Raw genomic sequence first — 25,474 nt, forward strand, 5'->3', positions numbered from 1 at the left:
GGAGATGGTAAACATGTCATTAAGAGAAAAACAACAACAAAATCTACTGGAGATGGAATCGACGGGAAGGGTCTTTTTACGCTATTTGATTCCTTCTATGATAGGAATGGTATTGATGGCATTGAACTTTGTTGTCGATGGCGTGATGGTCGGCAATAAACTTGGATCGGTTGCCCTTGCAGGAGTTAATATAGCAGGGCCCATTTATACGATTTTTGTAGCGATGTCGATTTGGATCGGGGTAGGCGGCGCAACACTTTATTCACAAAGCATGGGGGCAAGGGATTATGGCCGTGCACGCTTTATTTTCACCCATTCCATCATTTTGATTACGATATTCACCGTAATCATTGGTCTGATTGCCTACGCTTTTCACCATCAGCTTGTTTATGCACTAGGGGCCAATGAAGCAACGGCTCCCTTTGCAACGGACTACATGAATGTTTTCTTGATGCTAGGCTTTGTTTTCACGTTGGAAAACACTTTAAGCATATTCGTCAGGAATAATGGCAATCCGAATTTGGCCATGGCCTCCCTTATCGTTACAGCCATATCCAATTTCGTTTTGAACTTCATTATCCTTTACGTACTTGAACTAGGGGTGCGTGAGACAGCTTATGGTACGATCTTGGCAGCAGCGTTGGGGATACTGGTTCTCAGCCTGCACTTTTTCACGAAGAAGAACACGCTTCGTCTCGTCAAGTTCCGTTTTGAAAAGTCACTATTCATGATGACGATGATGATCGGCTTTCCTAGTTTCTTAGCGGAAATAGGTGTATCCGTCTTTACTATCGCTCATAATAATGCGTTCTCCCGACTTGCAGGCACCGATGGATTAGCTGCATTTTCGATTGTGAATTATGCCCATAGTGTCATGCTGTTGATGTTTCTCGGCATAGGGTCGGCAATCCAGCCGCTGGTAAGTTATTATCATGGTGCAAAAGATGAAAAGAGGAAGCGCGAAACGGTCCGCATTGCCATTTTTACCGCAATGGGGGCAGGAATATCCATTACCCTCATGGGACAGGTTGCGGCTCCTTTAATCGTGAATTTATTCGGTGATTTTTCAAGTGATGTTAAAGAACTTGCTACAATTGGAATTAGGATCTTCTTTAGCGGCTATATCCTAATGGGTGTCAACTTTGTCATGATGACCTATTTCCAATCCATAGGGCAAGTGAAGATGGCCGCCTGGATCACGATTGGGCGAGAGTTCATTTTCATGCTTATATTCTTGCTGACATTGCCGCTTATATTCGGGACGAATGCAGCATGGCTGGCCATTCCATTATCAGAGGTGGTCATATTCTTAACCGTCCTACTTTATTTAAAAAGAAGAGGTTCGAAAACTTGGGGAAAAGCCCAGTTCAATAAAATGATAAATTGAGGATCACCAATTTTGGTGGTCCTTTTTATGCAAGGACTTAGTAAGAGAGAGAAATTTAAATATCATATATTAGTTTTAAGCTTTATCAAAACACTCTTCACAGATGAAACTTCCTTCATTTTTTAAATATGCTTTTATTTCAGTCATCCCTCTACGCTTCGGATAACGCATTTTCACAAGAACAACTTCATCGCCTTTAATTTCTTTTCCACAATTAACACACTTTGGGTCTTCCCCGAACATTTAAACACCTCCAAGCAATGTAAAGTTTTAAATCCAATGAACTTTGATATATCAAAACTATCATAAGTATCTGCCATTTCAAATACAAATTAATAGTGGTTTTTTGTCCTTCGTTGCTTTGACTATTTTTGCGTCCCCTTTCGTAAATGAAATTCAAGTGATGATCCAGAATGTTAATGCTGGTGCGGATTCAATAATAGAAATAGCGGTTATTTCGGAATAAGGGCAAATGATACGTGTGCCGCGACTGAACAGGTTTTCGAAGGTGCTCAAGTATAGATCTAACTAATTGGAAAAAGCCTGCCGGTAAAGTGGCAGGCTGATTTAATCATCTTTTTTTATTGAACCATTTTCATATTGGAAGGGGGGATTTCATACTATGCTTTAATAGGATTTCAACAATCCGCTTTGAAGCAAGTCCATCTCCATATGGGTTGGAAGCTGTGGCCATTTTTTTATAGGCCTCTTCACTCGTAAGTAGGTCATTGGTTAATTGGTAAATTCGTTCTTCTTCGATCCCTGCCAATAATAGAGTGCCAGCTTCAATTCCTTCCGGCCGTTCCGTCGTATCTCGCAATACGAGAACTGGAACACCTAGAGATGGAGCTTCTTCCTGCACCCCTCCGGAATCTGTCAGGATCAGATGGGATCGCGCAGCGAAATTATGGAAATCAATCACCTCTAAAGGTTCGATAATATGCAGCCTATCGTTATCGTTGAAAATCTCATGAGCGATTTCGCGAACGACTGGGTTTTTATGAATCGGAAAAACAACTTGGATATCCCCATGTTCATCAAGAAGCCGTTTCACGGAACGGAATATTCCTTGCATGGGTTTTCCGATATTTTCACGACGGTGTACGGTCATCAATAGCATTCTATCGCCATTCAACCCAGAGAGGATCGGGTGCGTGTAGTCTTTTTGTATCGTTGTTTTCAAGGCATCGATGACAGTGTTACCGGTAATATGGATACGGTCATTCTGTTTGTTTTCCAATAGGAGATTTTCAGCAGCCTTCTTGGTCGGTGCAAAGTGCAAGTCAGCCAGGACACCAGTCAACTGTCGATTCATCTCTTCTGGGAACGGTGAATGCTTATTCCAGGTACGGAGACCAGCTTCAACGTGACCAACCTGTATCTTATTATAGAAAGCAGCCAAGCTTGCGATGAAAGTTGTCGTTGTATCCCCATGAACGAGGACGATATCCGGTTTTATATTTTTCATGAGCGAACTCAACTTTTCAATGCCTCGAGTTGTAATTTCTTCTAATGTTTGCCTATCTTTCATCATATCCAAATCGTGATCTGGCTTTATTTTAAAACATTGCAAGACTTGGTCGAGCATTTCCCTATGCTGGGCGGTGACCACCACGATGGTTTCTATTTCTTCTTGATGTTTTTTCAGTTCCAATACGACGGGTGCCATTTTGATGGCCTCCGGTCTTGTACCAAATACGGTCATGACCTTTAAACGTTGTTTAGGCATGCTCATTTCCTCCCCTTCTAAATGTCCTCCCCATTATAGCGGGAAGTTCATGGAAAATATGAAAATGAAACAATAATTAACGGAATATTTACAATATTAATGAGGACTTTATATTTCTTTAACTTTCAGTTAATATCTGGCATTTACAATGAAAAGCAGGAACATAACAACCCAAGAATAGAGGTGATAGGCGAATATGAAAAGCGTCCTGATGATCGTGCAAAACTTTTATCCGGAAATCGGAAGTGCGGGAAATAGAATGAAAAATATATATCTCCATTTGAAAAGAAACGGATTTGAGGTAACGGTCATCACATTGAAGCCGAGTTATCCTAATCAAAGTTTATATCAAGATACAAAGTTTTGGGATGAAGATAGCATTGAAGAAGATGTCATCAGGATAAAGCCGGACAAAGTGAAGAGGTATACAAGCAATATGGGAAAGCGGTTGCTTCATTATCTTGAAGCGATGTGGCTTTTCATTTATACAATCATCCGTCTCGAAAAAAAATATGATTATGTGTTTGCCACTACCCCGCCGATCTTCCCGACATTGGCGGCGTTGATCGCCAAGAAAAAGATGAAGGCGAAACTCATTACCGATGTCAGGGATTTATGGCCGGAATCGTTGATAGGAGTGGGAGTGTTTACAAATAAGTGGGTTTTGAAAATCGCTTTCTTTCTGGAAAGGAAGCTATATCGGCATTCGGATTTTATCATAATCAATAGTCCTGGTTTCAGGGATTATATCGTTTCAAAGGGAGTCAAGGAGGATACCATCCAATTCATCCCTAATTCGCTTACTGCGGATGAGCTGACTTTAAAGAATTTGCTTACACCCGCATCGGAAAAAATAATCAAGGTCGTTTATACAGGGAATATTGGACTGGCTCAAGACCTGAAAAAACTGATAGCCGTGGCTGAAAAGCTAAGGGAACATAAGCAAATCGAGTTCTCGATGATCGGATATGGATATCGGGTATCCGAAGTGGAGAAGGAGATCGGATCTAAAGGGCTGACTAATATCAAGGTGATTAATGCGATGAATAGAAGAGTGACTCTTCATGAAGTTTCAACTTCTCACATTGCATATGTAAGCTTGGTTGAAAAAGAGGTCTTCAACAAGGTGCTACCTGGTAAAATCATCGATTATATGTGTGTCGGAAAGCCCATTGTCGGTGATGTTGCTGGACGGGCCAAGAAGATGCTCACAGAGGCGAAATGCGGGTTGGTGGCAGACAGCCGAAATGTTGATGAAATCAGTCAGCATATCCTGACCATGGCCTCGGATCCAGCCCTTCGTAAAGAACTGGGGGAAAACGGTTATCAGTATGCTAAACAACATTTTCAATGGTCCAAAAATATTAAAGGTCTCATCAACGTGATGGAAGCGTCAGGCTGAAAACCTGGAAGTGGAGGACAACATGGCGAAGAAAGTATGTATGTTTGTGTGGAATCACTTTACGAACGATGCAAGGGTTCTAAGAGAATGCACAGCACTTACTGAAGCGGGTTATGAAGTGGATTTGATTGCCATTCATAACTGGAAGATCAAGGATTTGCCCAAAAAGGAGAAACATCAAAATGGTTTCACTGTCACTAGGGTGAATAACCGCTGGGAGGCGCTTCATAGGATTCTCAGGATCGTAGGCAAATTGAAGAAAAAGAAGTTTGAAATCGTTCTACTGGCATTATTGGTTTGGAATACGTTGTGGAACTTGAACTTGATCAATGGCTGGGTGGGATCGGGAATATTGTTCGGTTCCCTTGCACTCCTTGCGATCGGCACCTTGATCATGAGTAAAACGAAACTGCCGACCCTATTAACAAGGAGCTACATTTTTGGTCAAATGATCCACCATGGCCGGAAAAGGAAATATGATTTTTATCATTCGAATGACTTGAATACGCTAATGCAGGGAGCAATCAGCAGTAAATGGTTAAGGCGGAAAAAGCTGATATATGACTCACATGAGGTTCAAACGAGCAGAACGGGATATAATAGCCGACTTTACGGGATGATGGAGAAATTCCTATTAATATTTGTTGATGAAATGATTGCCGAAAACCATACGAGAGCTAAATATAACGAAGACTTATATGGTTTATATCCCAATGTGGTCCATAACTACCCAATTCCAACCAATCCGGAGGAAAGTACGGCCGTGAATTTGCATGAACTGCTCGATTTGCCAGCGAATGAGCCGATATTGTTATACCAAGGCGGCGTTCAAATGGGCAGAGGTTTAGAGCAATTGGTTGATGCTGTACCGATGATAGAGGGTGGGACAGTGGTTTTTATAGGAGATGGAAGAATCAAGGATGATTTGATGAAAAAAGTAAGCGACATGCATCTGGAACATCGTGTGAAGTTCTTACCGAAGGTTCCGGTCGACGAGCTGCTCCATTATACGAAAAATGCGTATTTAGGTTTTCAGGTATTGAATAATGTCTGTTTTAATCACTACTCCGCTTCTTCAAATAAATTGTTTGAATACATGATGAGCGGTGTGCCTGTGGTTGCCTGTAGTTTTCCTGAAATCCAAAAGGTGGTCGATGCGGAACAGATTGGCGTGTGTGTCGATTCACATGATCCAAAGTCAATTGCCGAAGGAGTCAATTACCTATTGAAACACCCTGAAAAAAGGGCGGAAATGAGCAGTAATTGCCTGAATGCCCGGCAAAAATACAATTGGAAACAAGAGAAGGAAATCTTTATCGATATTTATCAATCTGCCTAACAAAACGAGTGTAGCAGAAAAATAGGATAGGAGTGGTTAATATGAAACTTTGTACAATGGGACTAGGTTATATAGGGCTTCCAACTTCTTTAATGTTTGCGAAACACGGTGTCGATGTTATCGGCGTGGATATCCAGCCTGAGGTTATCTCCAATTTGAATGATGGTAAGCTCCATATCGAAGAACCTGGACTGGAGCAGGTATTACATGAGGTGCTTATTTCCAATAAGTTTCGAGCTGCTTTAAGCCCGGAACATGCTGATGTTTTCATTATTGCAGTCCCTACTCCAAATAAAGATGACATGCATCAATCATGTGATTTAACCTACGTCTTAGAAGCGACATCCACCATTCTTCCTTTTATCAAAAAGGGAAATGTCATCATTATCGAATCGACGATAGCGCCAAGAAGCATGGATGATCATATCAAACCGATGATAGAAATGACTGGCCTCACGATCGGTAAAGACATCTTCCTCGTTCATTGCCCGGAACGTGTTTTACCTGGAAGGATTCTTGAAGAGCTAGTTCATAATAATCGTATCGTCGGAGGGATCACGGAAACATGTTCTTATAAAGGGAGCTTAGTTTATGAAACCTTCGTTCAAGGTGAAATCATTCAGACGGATGCGAAAACGGCAGAAATGTCCAAGCTGATGGAAAATACTTTCCGGGATGTCAATATCGCCCTTGCAAACGAGCTGGCGAAAGTCTGCTTCCAGCTGGACATCAATGTCTTGGATGTCATAGGGATGGCAAACAAGCACCCACGTGTCAATATTCACCAACCAGGCCCTGGAGTCGGGGGACATTGTTTAGCAGTCGATCCGTATTTCGTCGTAGCAAAGGCACCAGAGTATGCGAGAATCATTAAATTGGCACGTGATACAAACGTATCGATGCCTTATTACATTGTCAATTGCGTAAGAATGATGCTCGAGGGAATCCGTCATCCAAAGGTAGCGGTTTTCGGACTTTCATACAAAGGAAATGTAGATGATATTCGTGAAAGTCCCGCCATTGATGTCGTCAATATCTTGATGGGAATGGAAAATGTGGATGTAGCCTTGCATGATCCGCATGTTCAATCTGGGAAGATGCCAATCGTTTCAGTGGAAGATGCTGTAAAAGGTGCCGACTTGATACTTGTCCTGACCGACCATGATGAATTTAAACGGATGGATTATGATAAGCTATCGGATCTTATGGCCAATAAATTGATTTTGGATACACGGAATTGCATTGATGCGAATGAAACCGATGTCCCGGTGGCCAACCTGGGCAATATATATCAATACAAAACGATGTCCATGAAAAAAGCCAGGAATAAAGCGATCATCTAAAAACTTGGACAAACATCGATAATGGAATAAGGATAAAGGGGGCGCTGACTATGGACAGTGCCCTTTTTGTGGTTGAAAGTCAAGCTCTGCAACTGGCACGGGGGGAGCGGAAAACCAATGAAGAAAGGACCAAGCAAGAGCTTGGTCCTTTTGTGTACAATTTATTAAGCTGTCGGTCCGCCAAGTTCTTCGATTTCACTTGGAACGCTACCGAATTTCTTGAAGTTTTCACGGAATTGAGCTGCAAGAGCTGTTGCTGCTTGTTTATAAGCTGCAGGATCTGCCCAAGTCTTGATTGGTTGAAGCACTTCGTCAGGAACTCCAGGAACATGAAGCGGGATATCCAAACCGAAGATTTCATCCTTGATCGTTTCGATGTTCGCTAATTCACCTTCAAGTGCCGCTTGTACCATCGCACGAGTGTAAGCAAGTTTCATACGGCTTCCGGTTCCGTATGCTCCGCCAGTCCACCCAGTGTTGACAAGGTATACTTTTGCATTGTGCTCGTCAATTTTATCACCAAGCATCTCAGCATAGCGTTGAGCGGGAAGCGGTAAGAACGGTGAACCGAAGCAAGTGGAGAATGTAGCTTCCGGAGAAGTTACCCCTCTTTCAGTACCAGCCAATTTACTAGTGTAACCACTTAGGAAATGGAACATTGCCTGTTCTTTGGAAAGCTTGCTGATTGGAGGCAGAACGCCTGAAGCATCAGCTGTTAAGAAAATGATTGTATTTGGGTGTCCTGCAATACTTGGGTTCACGATGTTATCGATCGCTTGCATTTGGTATGCAGCACGGGTGTTTTCAGTCAATGAACTGTCATCATAGTCCGCTTCACGTGTATCCGGGTCCACAACTACATTTTCCAATACGGCACCGAAGCGGATCGCATCGAAAATTTGTGGTTCTTTTTCACGTGAAAGGTTGATCGTTTTCGCATAGCAGCCACCTTCGATGTTGAATACACCGTTAGAAGACCAGCCGTGCTCGTCATCGCCAATCAGTTTACGGCTAGTGTCTGCGGATAAAGTTGTTTTACCTGTTCCAGACAGTCCGAAGAATAAAGCGACGTCCCCTTCACGTCCTACGTTAGCAGAGCAATGCATTGGAAGGATTCCAGCCTCTGGAAGTAAGTAGTTCATGATCGAGAAGATCGATTTTTTCATTTCTCCTGCATATTCCGTTCCGCCGATCAGGATGGTACGGCGTTCAAATGAAACGATGATGAAAGTTTCAGATGAAGTCCCGTCCACTTCTGGGTCTGCTTTGAAATTAGGTGCCGAAAGAATTGTGAATTCAGCTTCGTGACCTCTTAATTCCTCTTCGTTCGGACGGATGAACAAAGTATGGGCAAAAAGATTATGCCAAGCATATTCGTTAACAACTCGGATTGGAAGACGTGATGATTCGTCTGCACCAGCGAAACCTTTGAAAACGAAAATCTCTTCTTTTGCTTTTAGGTAGTCAACTACTTTATTATATAGTTTATTGAACACATCTTCAGAAATTGGCTGGTTCACTGAACCCCAATCGACTTTATCCTTAACGGATGCTTCTTCCACGATATATTTATCTTTAGGTGAACGACCAGTATATTTGCCGGTTTCAGCTTTTACTGCGCCAGTTGATGTTAGTACGCCTTCATTTCTGCTTAATACTTTTTCGACCAATTGAGGAACTGAAAGTTGAGTTTGAACATTGTTTCCTGTTAATAACTGGTGTAACTCATTAGAAACATCTACAGAATTCATATATGAGATACCTTCCTTTGTTTAAGTTTTTATATTACAATTAGTATAACACATTCATTTAAATAGTCTATACTATTTCTTTTAATTTGTGATTATTTTCAACTGGTTGCGTTAATCATTTTTCATTATTAAGGCGCAGGAACCGAGTCATTACTATTGCATATACTTACATGGAGTGAAAATTTTATTTTAAATAGGAAGTAATTAAGCAACATATTTCTAATTGGCCGTTCCTGTTAGTATGCTTTATTTTCTATTATTAATGGCAATTTTCAACATTTCTATTCGCAGTCTGCCTTGGAAACCCTTTGAAGACGCTGAAACAACCCGTTTTTTCAAGTGGGGGGATATGTTCTTTTTAGAAAAACATTGACAAGTTCCAACCTGATACGATATTATCTTAAATTGTACGGATTCTCTTATCCCGAGTTGGTGGAGGGACAGGCCCTTTGAAACCCAGCAACCTGCCATATTGAACTTGACTCCAAGATCGATCGCCGAAAATAAAGCGATGTTCTTCAAGGAATAGTGGTGATGGTGCTAACCTGAGCAAGGTAAAAAACCCTTGAACGATAAGAGTGAAAGGATAGAAGACAGAATTTTAAACCTTTCCTCATTTGCCAGGGAAGGTTTTTGTGTTTTTATAAGTAATTCTGTGTCTATAGTTGAAACTAATGAGGGAAACGAGTTCCGTAAAAATCAGGCTTATGCCTACAACATACTAACTTCCAAGGAGGAAATATGATGTCAAAGAAACGTCTATTTACTTCTGAATCTGTTACAGAGGGCCATCCGGACAAAATTTGTGATCAGATTTCAGATTCCATTTTAGATGCTATCCTTGCTAAGGATGCAAATGCACGTGTTGCGTGTGAAACAAGTGTAACAACAGGTCTTGTGCTTGTTGCTGGTGAAATTACAACATCCGCTTACGTGGATATTCCGCGTATCGTTCGTGATACCATTGCAGGAATTGGTTACACACGTGCGAAATACGGTTTCGATGCTGAAACTTGTGCTGTATTGAGTTCCATTGATGAGCAGTCTGCCGATATCGCAGCTGGCGTCGATAAAGCATTGGAAGCTCGTGAAGGAAACATGTCAGAGGAAGAAATCGATGCAATCGGTGCAGGGGACCAAGGTCTTATGTTCGGATTTGCTTGTAATGAAACAGAAGAGCTTATGCCGCTTCCGATTTCATTGGCACATAAACTTTCATTCCGCTTGGCTAAAGTTCGTAAAGATGAAACTCTTGCTTACTTACGCCCTGATGGTAAAACACAGGTAACTGTGGAGTATGATGAGAATAACCGTCCTGTACGTGTAGATACGATCGTTATCTCTACACAGCATGATGCAGAAATTACGCTTGAACAAATTCAAGCCGATATAAAAGAACATGTGATTAAAGCAGTTGTTCCAGCTGAATTGATCGATGCTCAAACTAAGTACTTCATCAACCCGACCGGCCGTTTCGTAATTGGCGGACCTCAAGGGGATGCTGGTCTTACTGGACGTAAAATCATCGTTGATACGTACGGCGGATACGCTCGTCACGGCGGTGGTGCATTCTCTGGTAAGGATGCTACTAAAGTTGACCGTTCTGCGGCATATGCAGCGCGTTACGTTGCGAAAAACATCGTTGCCGCTGGCCTTGCTGACAAAGCGGAAGTTCAATTGGCATACGCAATTGGTGTGGCAGAGCCTGTATCGATCTCGATTGATACATTCGGAACTGGTACAGTTAGCGAAGAAGTCCTAGTTGACCTAGTTCGTGCAAACTTCGACCTTCGTCCAGCTGGTATCATCAAAATGCTTGATCTTCGTCGCCCAATCTACAAACAAACAGCTGCATACGGACATTTTGGCCGTACAGATGTCGATCTTCCATGGGAACGCACGGATAAAGCAGAAACATTAAAAGCACAAGCATAATCCATAGAAAAAAGGTGTCCCGCAAAAGCGGGGCACCTTTTTTCTATGGATTAATTTTGCCTTCAGGGGGAATAATTCAAGAAATCGATAGTTACTCTAGAGTTAGGAGTTTACTCGTGAAATTGGAGCAAATACTCGCGAGTTAGGAGCAAATACTCGTGAAATTGGAGCATTTACTCGCGAGTTAGAAGCATATACTTGTGAGTCAGGGTCGTATACTCGTGAAATTGGAGCAAATACTCAGAGTTAGGAGCAAATACTCGTGAGTTAGGAGCATTTACTCGTGAGTTAGGAGTTTACTCGTGAATTGAGTATATACTTGTGAGTCAGGGTCGTATACTCGTGAAATTGGAGCAAATACTCGTGAGTTAGGAGCAAATACTCGTGAAATTGGAGCATTTACTCGCGAATTAGGAGTATTTACTCGTTAGTTTATTTTATTCGTTCTGCCGTTTTATAGTATTGTCCTTTTTCGGCATATTCGCGTACGATTCGTTCCATATCCTGGCGATCTTCTTCGTTGATTTCGCGAATGACTTTAGCTGGGCGTCCGAATGCCAACATGTTCGGTGGAATGACTTTACCTTGGGGAACGAGACTGCCGGCACCGATAAAAGCCCCTTCGCCGATTTCCGCTGCATCAAGCACAATCGATCCCATGCCGATCAAAGCTCCTTTACGGATTTTGCAGCTATGTAAAATGACCTGATGGCCGATGGTCACTTCATCCTCGATGATCAATGGATTATTTGGGCTTTGGTGCAGGACGCTATTATCCTGTATACTGACTTTTTTCCCTATGATGGTTGGGGATACATCACCGCGAATGACGGAATTGAACCAAATTGATGATTCGTCACCAATTTTCACATCACCTGTGACGACAGCATTTTCAGCAATATATGCGCTTTCAGCGATTTCAGGTTCTTTGCCTTTAAACGGATAAATAATCATTTTCAATCATTTCCTTTCCGAAGTTAATGTTTTTATGTATTATTTTAATATACCGTATGCAAATACACTTAGCTATTTATAATACCAATGTACAACTTGTTAGATTTCTTTTTTGTCGAAAATCACGAATATGGTTATAATTTATATATATTATTTTAACTATCATGGATCGTATACAACAAGTGAAATGTGAAAGGGGGATTTCGAATGTGGAAATGGGAGACAGAAGGAGACGCAAAAGGCGTCATTGTCATCATTCATGGGGCTATGGAGCATCACGGCCGTTATAAGTGGGTTACACAAATGTGGCTTTCAGCCGGATACCATGTGGTCATGGGCGACCTTCCTGGGCAGGGAATGACAACACGCGCCTACCGGGGACATATCGATTCCTTTGATGAATATTTAGATGAAGTGAAAAGCTGGATAGAAGATGCCTACGAATATTCGCTACCGGTGTTTTTACTTGGTCACAGCATGGGCGGTTTGATCTCGATACGCCTTCTTCAGGAAGAGGAATGGGACATTGCAGGGGTGATTCTATCTTCACCATGCTTAGGCCTCATGACGAAGCCGCCGAAGTTCATGACAGCCCTCTCTCATGGTTTGAACATCGTGATGCCAAAGTTCAGGGTAGATTCCGGGTTGACACCTGAAATGGCAACGAGAAGTTCTGAAGTTCGTGAATCCGATAGAAACGATACCCTATATATCACAAAGGTTTCGATTCGTTGGTATCGCGAGCTTGCACAGGCTATGAAGGATGCTTTTGAAGAGATTCCCGAAATTCAGGATGTACCGCTTTTGGTCATGCAGGGCGGAGATGACAAAATCGTGAATAAGAAGGCGGTTCGTGAGTGGTTTAATTATAACTTGGCCAGTGAAAAGCAATATAAGGAATGGCCGAAGCTTTATCATGAAATCTTTAACGAGCCAGAGCGTGATGATGTATTTCAATATGCACTGAGTTTTGTTGAAAATCGTTTAAAGATATTAGGGTATGTCGTTTGATCGGTACATACTGCGGGATATAATGAAAAAGCTGCCGAAGTGAGACCTTTGGCAGCTTTTTTTATTTGGATCAACCTGTTTTTGTAAGCAATTCGTTCGTCTTGATGACCGGTGCACGGAATACATTACAAGTATCTTTTTATAATGTGGAGGATATTGGCGAATAGGTCTAGTCATTTTCATATTTTGTTCCATGCACCCTTCGAGTGGGGGCTTAAACGAATGTCTAATGCAAAAACACCGTTACTAAAGAACGGTGTCATGCGTGATCATCTCTTTTCAATCGCCACGATGAATGGCGGATTGTTGGCTTGGTTGATGAAACCGTATTTCAGGATATGCGCTTTCTGTTGAGGAAAGTCCCGTACATAATCCATCAATGCATCCCGTTCTTCAGATCCCCCTGGATGTCCATGGTAAATGACGAGGATGATAATGCCTTCTGGTGCCAGCATCTCGAACAGCTGTTCAATGGCCGATATCGTCGTATCTGCTTGGGTGATGATTGATTTGTCTCCGCCAGGAAGGTAGCCTAGGTTGAATATGGCACCTGTGATCTTTCCGGAATGTTCTTGCCTGATGTATTTGCTCAATTGTTCATGCCCATCGTGAATGAGGGTGCAGTGCGCTTGTAAATTCTCGGCCTTCAGTTTCGCCGCTGTGGTTTGGAGGGCTTCTTTCTGAATGTCAAAACTATAGACATGTCCGTTTTCACCTGTAAGTCCTGCAAGAAAGACCGTATCAAAACCGTTGCCCATCGTGCCATCAATGCTTATATCCCCAGGCTGAACAGCCTTTTCAAGCAGAATCCTGGCGAATGGCAAAATTCGATCAAGCTTCATGTTTGTACCTCCGTCTGATGATTTTTCCCCTGCCAGCTGTTGCGGCGTTTCAATTCGGCGTCAATGGCATTCAAGACATCCCATTTATTGACGCTCCACATTGGTCCGATCATCAAATCGATCGGACCGTCACCCGTAATGCGGTGAACGATCATTTCTGGAGGGATAATTTCCAACTGGTCACATACCAGGCTGACATAATCGTCACGGTCGAGAAACTCAAGTAGGCCCTTTTCATATTGTTTGACCATTGGTGTCCCTTTTAATAGATGAAGTAAATGGATCTTTATACCCTGCACATCGAGTTTGGCGACTTCCCGGGCTGTTTCCATCATCATTTCGTAATCTTCCTGAGGAAGACCATTGATGATATGGGAGCATACGCGGATGCCGTGTTTACGCAGTTTATCGACACCCTCTTTGTAGCAATTGAAGTCATGGGCACGGTTGATCATCGTCGCGGTCTTTTCATGAACCGTCTGGAGACCGAGTTCCACCCATAGGTAAGTGCGCTCGTTCAATTCCGCTAAATACTCGACTACATCATCTGGGAGGCAATCCGGGCGTGTCGCGATGGAGAGTCCGACGACACCTTCCTGGGTCAATACACTTTCATATTTCTCGCGAAGCTCTGCCACGGGTGCATGGGTATTCGTGAACGCTTGGAAATAGGCCATATATTTTCCGTCTTTCCATTTATGATGCATCCGTTCGCTGATTTTCTTAAACTGGACGTCTAACGGTTCAACCCTGCTGCCCGCAAAGTCACCGGAGCCTGAGGCACTGCAGAAGGTGCAGCCTCCATGCGCAACGGTGCCATCACGGTTCGGGCAGTCGAAACCGCCATCCAGGGCAACTTTAAAAACCTTATGTCCAAAATGATTTCTCAAGTGGTAATTCCATGTATGATATCGTTTGTTATCCGTTGCATATATAAACGGGTTTGCTTGATTCAAATCAGCAACCTCCTAATTAAAAATAAAGCGCAACATATATTATACAACATTCTGGCAGCTAGGTCTTTTTTTGAAAAATAAGCGTATACTGTATACTTGAAGGTTAAAATTTAGCTGCTATTTTCAGTATATCTAATGAATGACTATATCCAATCGGGAGCTGATGGACATGACCGGTCAAGTTGAAGAAGCGATTAATCAAATGAAAAAGAAATTAGCCGAAAATAATCAGGTGATCGAAGTAAATGAAGATGGGTTCATATACAAAGCCACTTGCACCTTCAATTCACCTGCTTCGGATGAACAAATTCATTCCTTTGAAAAGAAAACCGGATTGCTTCTGCCCGATGATTATAAAGAGTTTTTAAAAATAACGAATGGATGCCGTCTATTCGATAATGTGGAATCTGGCGGGGAAAATGATTTATACAGCCTGGATGATATTGTTAATTACACATATGAAAATTCATACGAAGGATGCTATAAAGTGGCATGCATTTATCAAGATAATATCGTGATAGATGGGGAAGCCGTCGCTAAAGGTGATAAGGATTATTTAATGGTAAAAGGCCATATCGATGATTTTGAAGAAGGCGAGAAACTCCATATGAGTTTTGCCGAGTGGATCGAGCAGTTCATTTCCCATCATGGGGAGAAGTTTTGGGATAAAGGTTGATTCCTCAAAAAAAATGATAATCCACTCGATATTTGCTCAAACTAAACAAGATGATTCCGAATCATCCACATGAGACGCGAAGGAGAGGGTTTGTAATGGCAACCAGACAATCCGTCGATCATTTTTTAGAGCAATGTGAAGGAGCTCTCCATTTTGCAGAGTTTGAATTTAACGAGGCCTCACGGCAGGAGCATTATGATGATGAACAATTTCAAAATTCGCAAAGGTATATCGAAGAGGCTTTGACGGATATGGAACGATTGTATGCCAGTTCGAATGCCCAACAACGGGATATGCTTTCGCGGATGCGGCAGCAGTTGAATGAATTGAAAAATGAAATGATTTTACTGCGGCATTAAAGGGAAGCAAGGGAGCTATGGATGCATAGCTCCCTTTTTTGCACGATTTTCCTTGAATTCGCATATATAATGAAAAACCTGTCGATAATGTTTATGTACGGCTATTGCAATTATCGGTGAAATTGAATAGAATTAATATAATCAAATATTCTCATAAAGACTATGATGAGGAACAGTAGCGATTTGATTCCAGTAAAGAGAGTTGACGGGTGGTGCAAGTCAACCTGGGAGGGTCGTGAACTCCCCTTGGAGTTCCGGGTGTGAAGGTAAAAAGTAATGCCTGGCGTTTTAATCCATGTTACGGATGTTTTAAGCTGGGCGGATTTTAGCTATCGCCAATGTGGGTGGTACCGCGGGAAGATATACATAATCCTCTCGTCCCTATTTTGGGATGAGGGGTTTTTTATTGTTTTTTATACGGAAATTAGGAGGAAATCAAATGAGTTTTGACCATAGAAGCATAGAAACGAAATGGCAGCAGTATTGGGAAGGCAATAAGACATTCAAAACGGGTGAAGAAAGCGGCAAACGCAAATTCTACGCGCTGGATATGTTCCCATACCCTTCAGGCGCAGGTCTTCATGTGGGGCACCCGGAAGGTTATACGGCAAGCGATATCCTAGCACGTATGAAACGGGCGCAGGGGTATAATGTTTTACACCCGATCGGCTGGGATGCATTTGGACTTCCGGCAGAGCAATATGCGATCGATACGGGAAATGATCCAGCTGAATTCACGGAGCACAATATCAACACGTTCCGCCGCCAAATCAAAGCCCTTGGTTTTTCTTATGATTGGGATCGCGAAATAAACACGACAGATCCCGACTATTACAAATGGACGCAATGGATCTTCTTGAAATTATATGAAAAGGGCCTTGCATATATTGATGAAGTGGCCGTTAACTGGTGTCCGGCTCTTGGCACGGTATTGGCGAACGAAGAAGTCATCGATGGAAAAAGTGAGCGTGGAGGCCATCCGGTTGAGCGCCGCCCGATGAAACAATGGATGCTTCGAATCACGGCTTATGCGGACCGCTTAATCGACGATTTGAATGATGTGGATTGGCCTGAAAACATCAAGGATATGCAACGTAACTGGATTGGACGTTCCGAGGGAGCGGAGGTTACATTCAATATCGATGGCTTTGAAGATGCATTCACGGTGTTCACGACCCGTCCGGATACGTTATTCGGTGCAACATATGCCGTATTGGCACCTGAACATCACTTTGTCGATAAAATTACGACAGCTGATCAAAGGTCGGCAGTCGACGCATATTTAGATGAAGTGAAACATAAAAGCGATTTGGAAAGAACAGACTTGGCTAAGGATAAATCAGGCGTGTTCACGGGGGCATATGCCATTAACCCGGTAAACGGCGAAAAAATGCCGATCTGGATTGCTGATTACGTGTTGATCAGCTACGGAACAGGTGCGATCATGGCCGTTCCTGCGCATGATGAGCGGGATTATGAATTTGCAGTCAAGTTCAACTTGCCGATCAAGGAAGTCGTAGCTGGCGGAGATGTGACAAGTGAAGCATATACAGGCGATGGCCTTCATGTGAATTCGGAATTCCTTGATGGATTGAATAAAGAAGAAGGCATTTCAACCATGATCAAATGGCTGGAAGAAAAAGAAATCGGTACGAAGAAAATAACATACCGTCTTCGCGACTGGTTATTCAGCCGTCAGCGTTACTGGGGTGAACCGATTCCAATCATTCATTGGGAAGACGGCACGATGTCTGCAGTGAAGGAAGAAGAACTTCCATTGATTTTACCGAAAGCTACGGACATCAAGCCTTCGGGTACAGGCGAATCACCACTTGCGAACATTACGGAATGGGTAAACGTAACGGATGAAAACGGACGAAAAGGGCGCCGCGAGACAAATACGATGCCACAATGGGCAGGCAGCAGCTGGTACTTCCTTCGTTATATCGATCCGGACAACAAGGAAGCACTTGCAGATCCTGAAAAATTAAAAGAATGGATGCCGGTCGACATTTATATTGGCGGCGCTGAGCATGCGGTGCTTCACTTGCTTTACGCTCGTTTCTGGCATAAATTCCTGTACGATATCGGTGTCGTGCCAACGAAGGAACCTTTCCAAAACCTATTTAACCAAGGGATGATCCTTGGCGAGAATAATGAAAAAATGAGTAAATCCAAAGGGAATGTCGTGAACCCGGATGATATCGTTGAAAGCCATGGTGCAGATACACTTCGCATGTACGAAATGTTCATGGGACCATTGGATGCTTCGATTGCCTGGTCTACAAACGGATTGGACGGTTCCCGCAGATTCCTTGACCGCATCTGGCGTTTATTAGTCAACGAAGACGGTTCGATCACAGATAAGATGACCGAAACGGATGACACGGGCAAGCTTGAAAAAGTCTATCATCAAACGGTTAAAAAAGTGACCGAGAATTATGAAGAATTGAAATTCAATACGGCGATTTCACAATTGATGGTCTTCATCAATGATGCTTATAAAGCGGATTCGCTTCCTAAAGTATATATCGAAGGCTTCGTCAAATTGCTTGCACCGGTTGCACCGCATATCGCTGAAGAGCTTTGGTCTAAACTAGGCCATTCCGAGAGCATCACATACGGAACATGGCCGGCGTTCGACGAAGCGAAGTTAGTGGATAACGAAGTCGAAATCGTCATCCAAATCAACGGAAAAGTCAAAACGAAATTAATGGTGCCGACTGACACTACGAAAGAAAAGTTGGAAGAAATTGCGATGGGTGATGATTCCATCAAAGAACAAATCGATGGGAAAACCATCCGTAAAGTCATTGCTGTACCAGGTAAATTAGTCAATATCGTCGCAAACTAACCAAATCGAATGAGAGCTGTTCCGCATGTTTTAATGCTGGGACAGCTTTTTTTTTCGCGGGCATTGGCGGAACTTAGGAATTAGGTCATGTTAGGATATTCACCGATTTAAGTCCATTAGCGATGAATCTATCAAATATTGGCATCAACATCGTTATAAGGTGTCGATCGGAGCTCAAATATCTTGCTTAATTGGTACAGGAGAATCATTTTTCTGCTCGCTGTCCAATTGTATCAAGCATTTGTCATAAAAAAGGGAAAAAATTGGTTGATAAAATTATACAGTGTGATAGTTTGGTATAGTACTGTTATTTTATAACCAAATATTGGAGGCGAAACCGTGAAATTTAAGAATGTGAGTCGAATTACGGTGTTTGTGCTTATTTTTGCACTGATTTTCAGCTTGGTTCCACAAAATTCTCAAGCTGCAGCTGTAACACCTATTGAAAATGTAAATACGATTAAAAATGGGGACACTTTGGACGGAAAGTTTGAAAAACCGGGTGTTCAATGGTATCAAATCACTCCCACACAAGAAGAAATACAAAAATTCTCCCATATTGAGTTCGAAGTCAATTCGGATAAAATCTTGAATATTTCCGTATATCAAAATAAAGAAAAAGCAGAAAAAGATGAGAGTAATTATTTTGTCTCTTCTTATCCTGATGAAAAAGCTGTAGTTGATTTCCCATATGCTTGGGACGGCACATATTATGTTAAAGTTGAATATTTCGGCGATACGGATGATGAAGGAAATCCTCTACCGGATGCGGAAAATGTAGCTGAATACTCCATCAATGCCCATTCAGTGACATTGCCGCCATCTGCCGGGGACGAAGGGGAAGATCTCGAATCATGCCCGGTTGAATTGAGTGTAAACGATAAGAAAACGGGAGAATCCATGTTGAAAACACTCCGCGTGTTTAGAGATGAAGTTCTCACGAAATCATCTGAGGGACGCACCCTGTCCTCTTTATACTATAAGGCTTCTCCATTCCTGGCTCTTCATCTGGCTGGTAATAAAACGGCAAGGGAAGCCGTCTATAATCATTTAGTCGTCATTAAGCCCCTTATTGAGGATCTTAATGAAAATGGAGCAAGCAGTACGGCAGTCATTAGCAACAAGCAGCAAGAAGCGATTAAAGCTTTATTCACTAAGACGGCAGACGTCGCTCCGGCTGGATTGAAAAAGGATATGGACGGCATTGCAAAGAAAATCAATCTTGATAAGCTTGCAGGTGAGAGAATCGTCGATATCGCAAGCAAAGCGGGAATCGAACTTCCGGCTACGAAAAATATAAAGAACAAATATATCGTCAAACTTAAACCAGGGAAGTCATTAAGCTCTGTCCAATCCAAAGTAAGCGGAAAAGGATTCGGGACATTATCGGCACCTAAGAAACAAGAGGTTCTGTATGATGATATGTATGTCGTAGAGTTAAAGAATCAAGCAAAAATGAGCACAGCAGCTCTTTCCGGTATTGAAAATCTTCCAGAAGTGGAATATATCGAACCGGTAAAAACGTATAAAGCACTTTCAACCGATATTCAATCATCGTATCAATGGTCTTTGAATAACCTCGGTGGTGAAGAGGGCATAAAGGGTGCGGACATCGATAACGAAAAACTGCAAAACCTTATTAAGAAACGTAATCTAAAGGATACATTAGTAGCGGTTATCGACACAGGTGTCGATGATTCACTTGCGGATTTGAAAGATACGGTTCGCATGGACTTAGGCAAGAATTTCATTGATAAGAAGGGAAATGCAGTCGATGACAATGGCCATGGTACACATGTATCCGGAATTATCGCTGCAAAAGCAGACAATGGCTATTCCATGCAAGGAATCAATCCAGTAGCTAAAATCATGCCTGTGAAGGTCTTGGACTCTTCAGGATATGGAGACAATGAGAAAATTGCACTAGGCATTAAATATGCCGTGGAACATGGTGCCAAGGTCATAAACCTTAGCTTGGGCGGAGAATATAGCAGGACGATTGAACACGCCTTGAAAGATGCAGCCGCCAAAAATGTAATGGTTGTCGTAGCAAGCGGTAATGATGGGATGGAAGGTCTTTCTTATCCTGCATCATCTAAATACGCCATTTCCGTCGGCGCAACCAATGCCCTTGATTTAGTATCGGATTATTCCAATTATGGATCGAAATTGGACATGGTCGCTCCGGGGACAGGCATCCCGAGCCTTGTACCTAATGGAAATGTTACCTATATGGATGGTACATCAATGGCAGCTCCCCATGTTGCGGCAGCTACGGCCTTGTTATTATCCGGAAACCCTGGATTGAAATTGAATGAAGTAAGGGAAATCCTTCATGAGACATCGGAATATGTTGCTTTTGAAGAAGAAGATAATGTAGACCCTTATGAGGACTATCCACCTGAGGATGGAGAAATCATAATACCAGAAGAAGAACTTCCTGTCGGAAAAGATTTAGTATCCGGATATGGAAGGCTGAATGCATACAGTGCACTTAGTGCAGTGGATTTAAAAGCAAAAGTCAATCTTGTGATGGATACGCAAACAACACTGACTGGTACAGCTAAAAAGGATTCAGTCATCGAAGTGAAAAGCGGAAACAAAACGCTCGGTAAAGCAACGGCGGCAGCTAACGGAACGTTCACCATTAAAATTCCGGTCCAAAAAGCTGAGCAAATGCTTACTGTGAATATCTCTGATTCTTCCAAACTGGCAACCTCTTCAATCAAAGTATTCGTGAAGAAAGGGGAAACCCCTAATAAGCCAACCGTTAAAGCTGTAAGTGACAAAGATACGTATGTAACTGGTCAATCACAAGCGGACATGAAAATCACGATCAAAAATAATGCAAAAAAAGTGATTGGTTCAGGTAACACGGACAGCAAAGGGAATTTCAAAGTGAAAATCAGCAAACAAAAAGCTGGCACTAAACTTTCAGTCACAGCTACAGATCTAGCAAAACGGGAAAGTAAGGCGGCAACCGTAACTGTTCTGGATAAAACCGCCCCAGGTGCACCGAAAGTGAATGAAGTGAACGACAAAGCCACCAAAGTAACAGGTAAAGCGGAAATCGGTTCAACCGTCACCGTGAAGTACAACAATAAAAACATCGGAACGGCAAAAGCTGATAACAAGGGGAACTTCTCCATCAAGATCAGCAAGCAAAAAGCAGGGTCCGCATTATATGCCTCTGCAAAAGACAAAGCAGGCAATACAGGAAAAGCGGCAAAAGTAACGGTTAAAGATAAAACGGCTCCAGGAGCACCGAAAGTGAATGAAGTAAACGACAAAGCCACCAAAGTAACAGGTAAAGCGGAAATCGGTTCAACCGTTACCGTGAAGCACAACAATAAAAACATCGGAACAGGAAAAGCAGATAACAAGGGGAACTTCTCCATCAAAATCAGCAAGAAAAAAGCAGGATCCGCATTATATGCTTCAGCAAAAGACAAAGCGGGCAATACAGGAAAAGCAACAAAAGTAACGGTTAAAAAATCAAAATAGTTATAAGAGGTGAAGGCCGTTTAACTTACATGTTAAACGGCCTTTTTATGTGAGAAGACGAATGAAAACACCGCTCGATGATGAGTGGTGTTTTTGATATGAGCGTGTCTTTTGCCTGTGCGTTGTCATTGCATGATGTCAGATCTGGAGTTTCGCGTTTTAATTCTGAAATAGAACCTACTCTTTTTTCTTGTACTATAAATCTTTATTAGAGAAAAAGAGAGGAGAAAGAATAAAAGTCAAAGTGCAGTAATACCAAATTTCAGGTGGAATTATAAAGATGAAAAAAGGAAGAGTAATAGCATTAGGTACTATTCTAGCTTGCTCAATTGGTTTAGGAACGCTTTCGGTTGAAGCTGGAAATGAGAATTCAGGATATTCCTTTGAGATTAAGAAAGAGCAGGGCAATGAATATACAGGTACAAAGTATCGTCAAACGACTACGGAACGGAATATATGGAAAGTGAGAATGTATTATTCAAAAGAAGGAACTAATACCTATACGACTTATTGGCTGGAGAAAAGCAATGGAACGAATGGTAAGGATATTTCATTTCCTTCTAACATTAGTGTCATTATTGAAAACACATCCCTGCTTCACCAGTATGACGCCTATACAAATCTGAAAATATTATCAAAAATCAGGAACATCGCCACTGATGAGGATATTAAATTGGCGATAAAAAGAGTCGGTCTTGATCCTGATTCAAAAATGAAGGTAGGAAAGTTTTCGTTAGGAATGAAACAACGATTAAGTGTCGCCCAAGCGATATTTGAAAAACCGGATATTTTATTATTGGATGAACCAACAAATGCAATTGATGAAGAAGGTGTCATTCAAGTTTATCAAATCTTGAAAGAAGAAAAAGAGCGCGGGTCACTCATCATTTTGACAAGTCATCATAAACAGGATTTAGAAGCATTAGCGGATGAATATATAAAGATGGATAATGGAGGAATCGTTCTTGACTCTAAATAAAAGAATGGCAGCATTAAGCTTACTAGTATTAGTTGGAGGATTCCTTATCTATAAAGTGTACTTTGTTTCAGCAGCAATTAGTGCCGATCATAGAAATACTGAAAATAATATAGCATCCTATAAGGTTTTGGAGTCACAAAAAATCATTGTCGGGAAGGATATCGATCAGGGTTATTATGATATTAAAGCCCTCGATAATGAAGCGGAATTTTTTGGTGATAAAATGCACAAAAATGCCATTTTACATGCAGTGCCAGTTCATCTCAATGGGAATTTGTGGATTAAAGGAAAGGTTGAATTCAAGCCTTCTGAATTTGAAAAGGCAGCGAAAAAGGGTCAAAAGATCATCCTTAAAGATCCTGGTCATTATGTGGTCGGTGCAGAAATACAAGCGGGGAATTATGTACTATCAAGGACATCCGATAGAATCCGAGTGTTTATCGATATAAGAGATGGAACAAAATCAGGAAGTTTGCAAACCATTCAATGGAAAATTGGTGAAAAAGTAAAAAAGCCAATCGAAATTGAACTGAAAAATGGGTATAACGTGTATATTAAGAAAATGGATAAAGATGGTTTCATATCAAATGAGGATGATTTGATATTGGAGAGAAATAATGAGTAATTTAAGTGTATTTAATACAAGCTTAATTGAAAGATAAGTTTGAAATACTATCAATCAATATTGTCTTTATGCACAGATTCAAATCCCATGATCGTTTCTTAAAATGTTAATATTTATTGACTTGAAATTATAAGGAATCAAGCTCAAAAGCGGATTCCTTATTTTAAATGTATATACCTAGGGCGGGATTTTCGAGGGTCATTATATCCGCCGGTTATTTGATGTCCGAGAGAGCTCGCAATGACTACTGCTGCAAAGAGGAGGATGATTTTCTTCAATTTAATATCTTCTTTCCGTTTTTTTTTATTTTAAAAGATTACACCCAAATGCCTCTTCCTTCAACCCCTTTTTAAAATTTTCCCATACCCATTATTTGGACTTTAATACTTCATCAATTTGATTGCCAACCCTTTTTTGAATCTTCAAATGTCTCATTTATTTTCTTGAAACCATAGAGTTTTGTAGTATTAGCGTGCTAAAAATAAACTGTGCAGGTGCAAGTTCGATTCAACTTGCACCTGCATTTGTCAGCTCATTTAGTGAATTCACTTCTCAGGAGGTAGACAACATCGTATTCCTTCAACTCGTCCATATGGCCATCCATATCACCATAAAAATCAGTGGAAAGTGAACGTATGCCTTCATTTCCGCTTGAGTAGCATATACTCGCCAATGCAAGCTTAGTTGTGCTGTTAATATTGATTTTATCAGGACTGCCCCATACGCTGGTATCCTTTCTATCAATGCTCTCAGGATAAGTAGCTGAAATCAAACCGTCATCGTTTTGAATGCTGGTATTGAACATCGATTGATCTTGGTCATCATCCGTTTTGGATGTGGTGAAGATAATCGTCCCATTCTTTTCAACCCCAGTTGTCATGCGGCCTTTTTCATCCTCAACTAGTTTACCAAATTCATATTTCTCGACCCAGACGGACATCTCCTTATATGTATCATCAACTTTGAAATCGATAAGGAAGGAATGTTCACTTGAACTCTCCAGGATTGCTTTTTCCCTAGCGGTCAACTCAGGAACTGAAAGGATATTCTCGGGTTTTGGCCCATCAGCCTTACAGGCGACTAAAGATAATGATAGCAGGGATATGATGATGGATAAAAAGATCTTTTTCATGATTTTCACCTCTTTAATACTTTTGACCTAATTAAAACCAATTCTTATATATTATAACATTATAATGAAAACCGGAATCGGAACGCGGCAAAAAGGCAAGCAATCGGTATGCTTACCTTTTTTTGCATTTAGAATGGTTGGGAAAGAGCCTTATTGGCAACATCTACGTCATTTTGAAGCAGTTGGTTCAAGTCGTATGCAGGATAGAGGCTTCTTTCATAAAGTTAGTTGAAAATCTTGGCATGGGTATCGATGGCTCCATTTAAATGTTTCTTAAATACTTTTCGAAGAGAAGGGGTGGCTGTTTCAGTAATGGCAAGTGCATAACTTTTGATGGATGATTTGGCAAAGCCCAGCAATTCCCCGGCAGCAGCGGCCGAAGCGTCATCCCTTAATACATCGTCATCCCGGCCCGTCTTAGGCGCCAATGGGTAAAATTGCAGCAGCTCCATGATGTTTTGGGTAAGGGTATCAATCGTTTGCTTATATATCGTTTTTAAAATGGGGTCTTTTATTTTTGGATAAGCTTTTTTAAATTTCATAAGGGCATTGGACTGGGCGGCGACCAATTCATGAAGCTCGAGTGTTTCATGCCATGCAAGATGTGAATGGGTGGATGCCATTTAAATTCCTCCTGAACGAATAATCTTGAACAGTGGGCTATTTGTAAGTTGTCTAGTGAAATCATTTATGGAA

The 25,474-nt window shown here is 41.7% G+C and carries 19 protein-coding genes, 1 pseudogene, 1 riboswitch and 1 other annotated feature; of the genes and pseudogenes, 12 read left to right on the forward strand and 8 right to left on the reverse strand.

The window, feature by feature from the left end; genetic code table 11:
• Positions 1–13 precede the first annotated feature (13 nt).
• Positions 14–1,387, forward strand: a complete 1,374-nt coding sequence (locus QUF86_RS08965) for an MATE family efflux transporter (protein WP_289334080.1) — start codon at positions 14–16, stop codon at positions 1,385–1,387.
• Positions 1,388–1,462: 75 nt separating this feature from the next.
• Here QUF86_RS08965 and QUF86_RS08970 read toward each other — a convergent pair whose 3' ends face one another.
• Positions 1,463–1,630 carry a Fe3+ hydroxamate ABC transporter substrate-binding protein gene (locus QUF86_RS08970; RefSeq protein WP_289314661.1) on the reverse strand — a complete coding sequence of 56 codons (168 nt, stop codon included), beginning with the start codon at positions 1,628–1,630 and terminating at the stop codon, positions 1,463–1,465.
• A 352-nt stretch (positions 1,631–1,982) separates the two neighbouring features.
• Positions 1,983–3,116 (reverse strand): non-hydrolyzing UDP-N-acetylglucosamine 2-epimerase, encoded by a 1,134-nt coding sequence (gene wecB, locus QUF86_RS08975; RefSeq protein ID WP_289334081.1) that lies wholly within the window; start codon positions 3,114–3,116, stop codon positions 1,983–1,985.
• Between the two features lie 196 nt (positions 3,117–3,312).
• Here wecB and QUF86_RS08980 point away from each other — a divergent pair, with 196 nt between their 5' ends.
• The 3 genes from QUF86_RS08980 to QUF86_RS08990 are packed head-to-tail and all read left to right on the forward strand — an operon-like array spanning position 3,313 to position 7,200.
• Positions 3,313–4,518 (forward strand): glycosyltransferase family 4 protein, encoded by a 1,206-nt coding sequence (locus tag QUF86_RS08980; RefSeq protein ID WP_289314663.1) that lies wholly within the window; start codon positions 3,313–3,315, stop codon positions 4,516–4,518.
• 22 nt (positions 4,519–4,540) lie between these two features.
• Positions 4,541–5,857 carry a glycosyltransferase gene (locus QUF86_RS08985; protein WP_289326708.1) on the forward strand — a complete coding sequence of 439 codons (1,317 nt, stop codon included), beginning with the start codon at positions 4,541–4,543 and terminating at the stop codon, positions 5,855–5,857.
• Between the two features lie 41 nt (positions 5,858–5,898).
• Positions 5,899–7,200: a nucleotide sugar dehydrogenase gene (locus tag QUF86_RS08990; protein WP_289334082.1), complete on the forward strand. Its 1,302-nt coding sequence runs from the start codon at positions 5,899–5,901 to the stop codon at positions 7,198–7,200.
• 164 nt (positions 7,201–7,364) lie between these two features.
• Here the strand turns inward: QUF86_RS08990 and pckA are convergent, their stop codons facing one another.
• Entirely contained in the window at positions 7,365–8,951 is a 1,587-nt protein-coding gene (gene pckA, locus QUF86_RS08995) for a phosphoenolpyruvate carboxykinase (ATP) (protein WP_289314666.1), read from the reverse strand.
• A gap of 416 nt (positions 8,952–9,367) precedes the next feature.
• Positions 9,368–9,530: riboswitch (SAM riboswitch) on the forward strand.
• A 162-nt stretch (positions 9,531–9,692) separates the two neighbouring features.
• Here pckA and metK point away from each other — a divergent pair.
• Complete coding sequence (gene metK, locus QUF86_RS09000; RefSeq protein ID WP_289314667.1) at positions 9,693–10,886, forward strand: methionine adenosyltransferase; 1,194 nt, start codon at positions 9,693–9,695, stop codon at positions 10,884–10,886.
• A 432-nt stretch (positions 10,887–11,318) separates the two neighbouring features.
• Here the strand turns inward: metK and QUF86_RS09005 are convergent, their stop codons facing one another.
• Positions 11,319–11,837 carry a gamma carbonic anhydrase gene (locus tag QUF86_RS09005; protein WP_289318282.1) on the reverse strand — a complete coding sequence of 173 codons (519 nt, stop codon included), beginning with the start codon at positions 11,835–11,837 and terminating at the stop codon, positions 11,319–11,321.
• Between the two features lie 210 nt (positions 11,838–12,047).
• On the opposite strand from QUF86_RS09005, the gene QUF86_RS09010 reads away from it, so the two are divergent.
• The gene (locus QUF86_RS09010) at positions 12,048–12,851 is read left to right on the forward strand and encodes an alpha/beta hydrolase (RefSeq protein WP_289314668.1); all 804 of its coding nucleotides are present in this window, start codon (positions 12,048–12,050) and stop codon (positions 12,849–12,851) included.
• Positions 12,852–13,120: 269 nt separating this feature from the next.
• On the opposite strand, the gene mnmM is transcribed toward QUF86_RS09010, so the two are convergent.
• The gene (mnmM, locus tag QUF86_RS09015; RefSeq protein WP_289326703.1) at positions 13,121–13,693 is read right to left on the reverse strand and encodes a tRNA 5-(aminomethyl)-2-thiouridylate-methyltransferase MnmM; all 573 of its coding nucleotides are present in this window, start codon (positions 13,691–13,693) and stop codon (positions 13,121–13,123) included.
• Entirely contained in the window at positions 13,690–14,649 is a 960-nt protein-coding gene (mnmL, locus tag QUF86_RS09020) for a tRNA modification radical SAM protein MnmL/YtqA (RefSeq protein WP_289314670.1), read from the reverse strand. Before mnmL ends, mnmM begins: the two co-directional genes overlap by 4 nt.
• A gap of 169 nt (positions 14,650–14,818) precedes the next feature.
• Here mnmL and QUF86_RS09025 point away from each other — a divergent pair, with 169 nt between their 5' ends.
• The 6 genes from QUF86_RS09025 to QUF86_RS09050 all read left to right on the forward strand — a co-directional run bounded on the left by QUF86_RS09025 (position 14,819) and on the right by QUF86_RS09050 (position 23,646).
• The gene (locus QUF86_RS09025; protein ID WP_289334083.1) at positions 14,819–15,325 is read left to right on the forward strand and encodes an SMI1/KNR4 family protein; all 507 of its coding nucleotides are present in this window, start codon (positions 14,819–14,821) and stop codon (positions 15,323–15,325) included.
• Positions 15,326–15,420: 95 nt separating this feature from the next.
• Entirely contained in the window at positions 15,421–15,684 is a 264-nt protein-coding gene (locus QUF86_RS09030; RefSeq protein ID WP_061465304.1) for a DUF2524 family protein, read from the forward strand.
• A gap of 153 nt (positions 15,685–15,837) precedes the next feature.
• Positions 15,838–16,070 (forward strand) — a binding site (T-box leader).
• Between the two features lie 53 nt (positions 16,071–16,123).
• Positions 16,124–18,538: a leucine--tRNA ligase gene (leuS, locus tag QUF86_RS09035; protein WP_289314672.1), complete on the forward strand. Its 2,415-nt coding sequence runs from the start codon at positions 16,124–16,126 to the stop codon at positions 18,536–18,538.
• Between the two features lie 339 nt (positions 18,539–18,877).
• Entirely contained in the window at positions 18,878–22,042 is a 3,165-nt protein-coding gene (locus QUF86_RS09040; protein WP_289334084.1) for a S8 family peptidase, read from the forward strand.
• A 280-nt stretch (positions 22,043–22,322) separates the two neighbouring features.
• The gene (locus QUF86_RS09045; RefSeq protein WP_289334085.1) at positions 22,323–23,021 is read left to right on the forward strand and encodes an ATP-binding cassette domain-containing protein; all 699 of its coding nucleotides are present in this window, start codon (positions 22,323–22,325) and stop codon (positions 23,019–23,021) included.
• On the forward strand, positions 23,008–23,646 hold the full coding sequence (locus QUF86_RS09050; protein WP_289334086.1) for a hypothetical protein: 639 nt from the start codon (positions 23,008–23,010) through the stop codon (positions 23,644–23,646). The genes QUF86_RS09045 and QUF86_RS09050 overlap by 14 nt, the downstream gene beginning before the upstream one ends.
• Positions 23,647–24,178: 532 nt before the next feature.
• On the opposite strand, the gene QUF86_RS09055 is transcribed toward QUF86_RS09050, so the two are convergent.
• Positions 24,179–24,778 (reverse strand): hypothetical protein, encoded by a 600-nt coding sequence (locus QUF86_RS09055; protein ID WP_289334087.1) that lies wholly within the window; start codon positions 24,776–24,778, stop codon positions 24,179–24,181.
• A gap of 128 nt (positions 24,779–24,906) precedes the next feature.
• Positions 24,907–25,401 (reverse strand): annotated as a pseudogene (locus tag QUF86_RS09060) (spore coat protein).
• Between the last annotated feature and the right edge of the window lie 73 nt (positions 25,402–25,474).

Origin of the sequence: Peribacillus sp. NJ11 (assembly GCF_030348405.1) — a bacterium.
Classification (GTDB): Bacteria; Bacillota; Bacilli; order Bacillales; family DSM-1321; genus Peribacillus.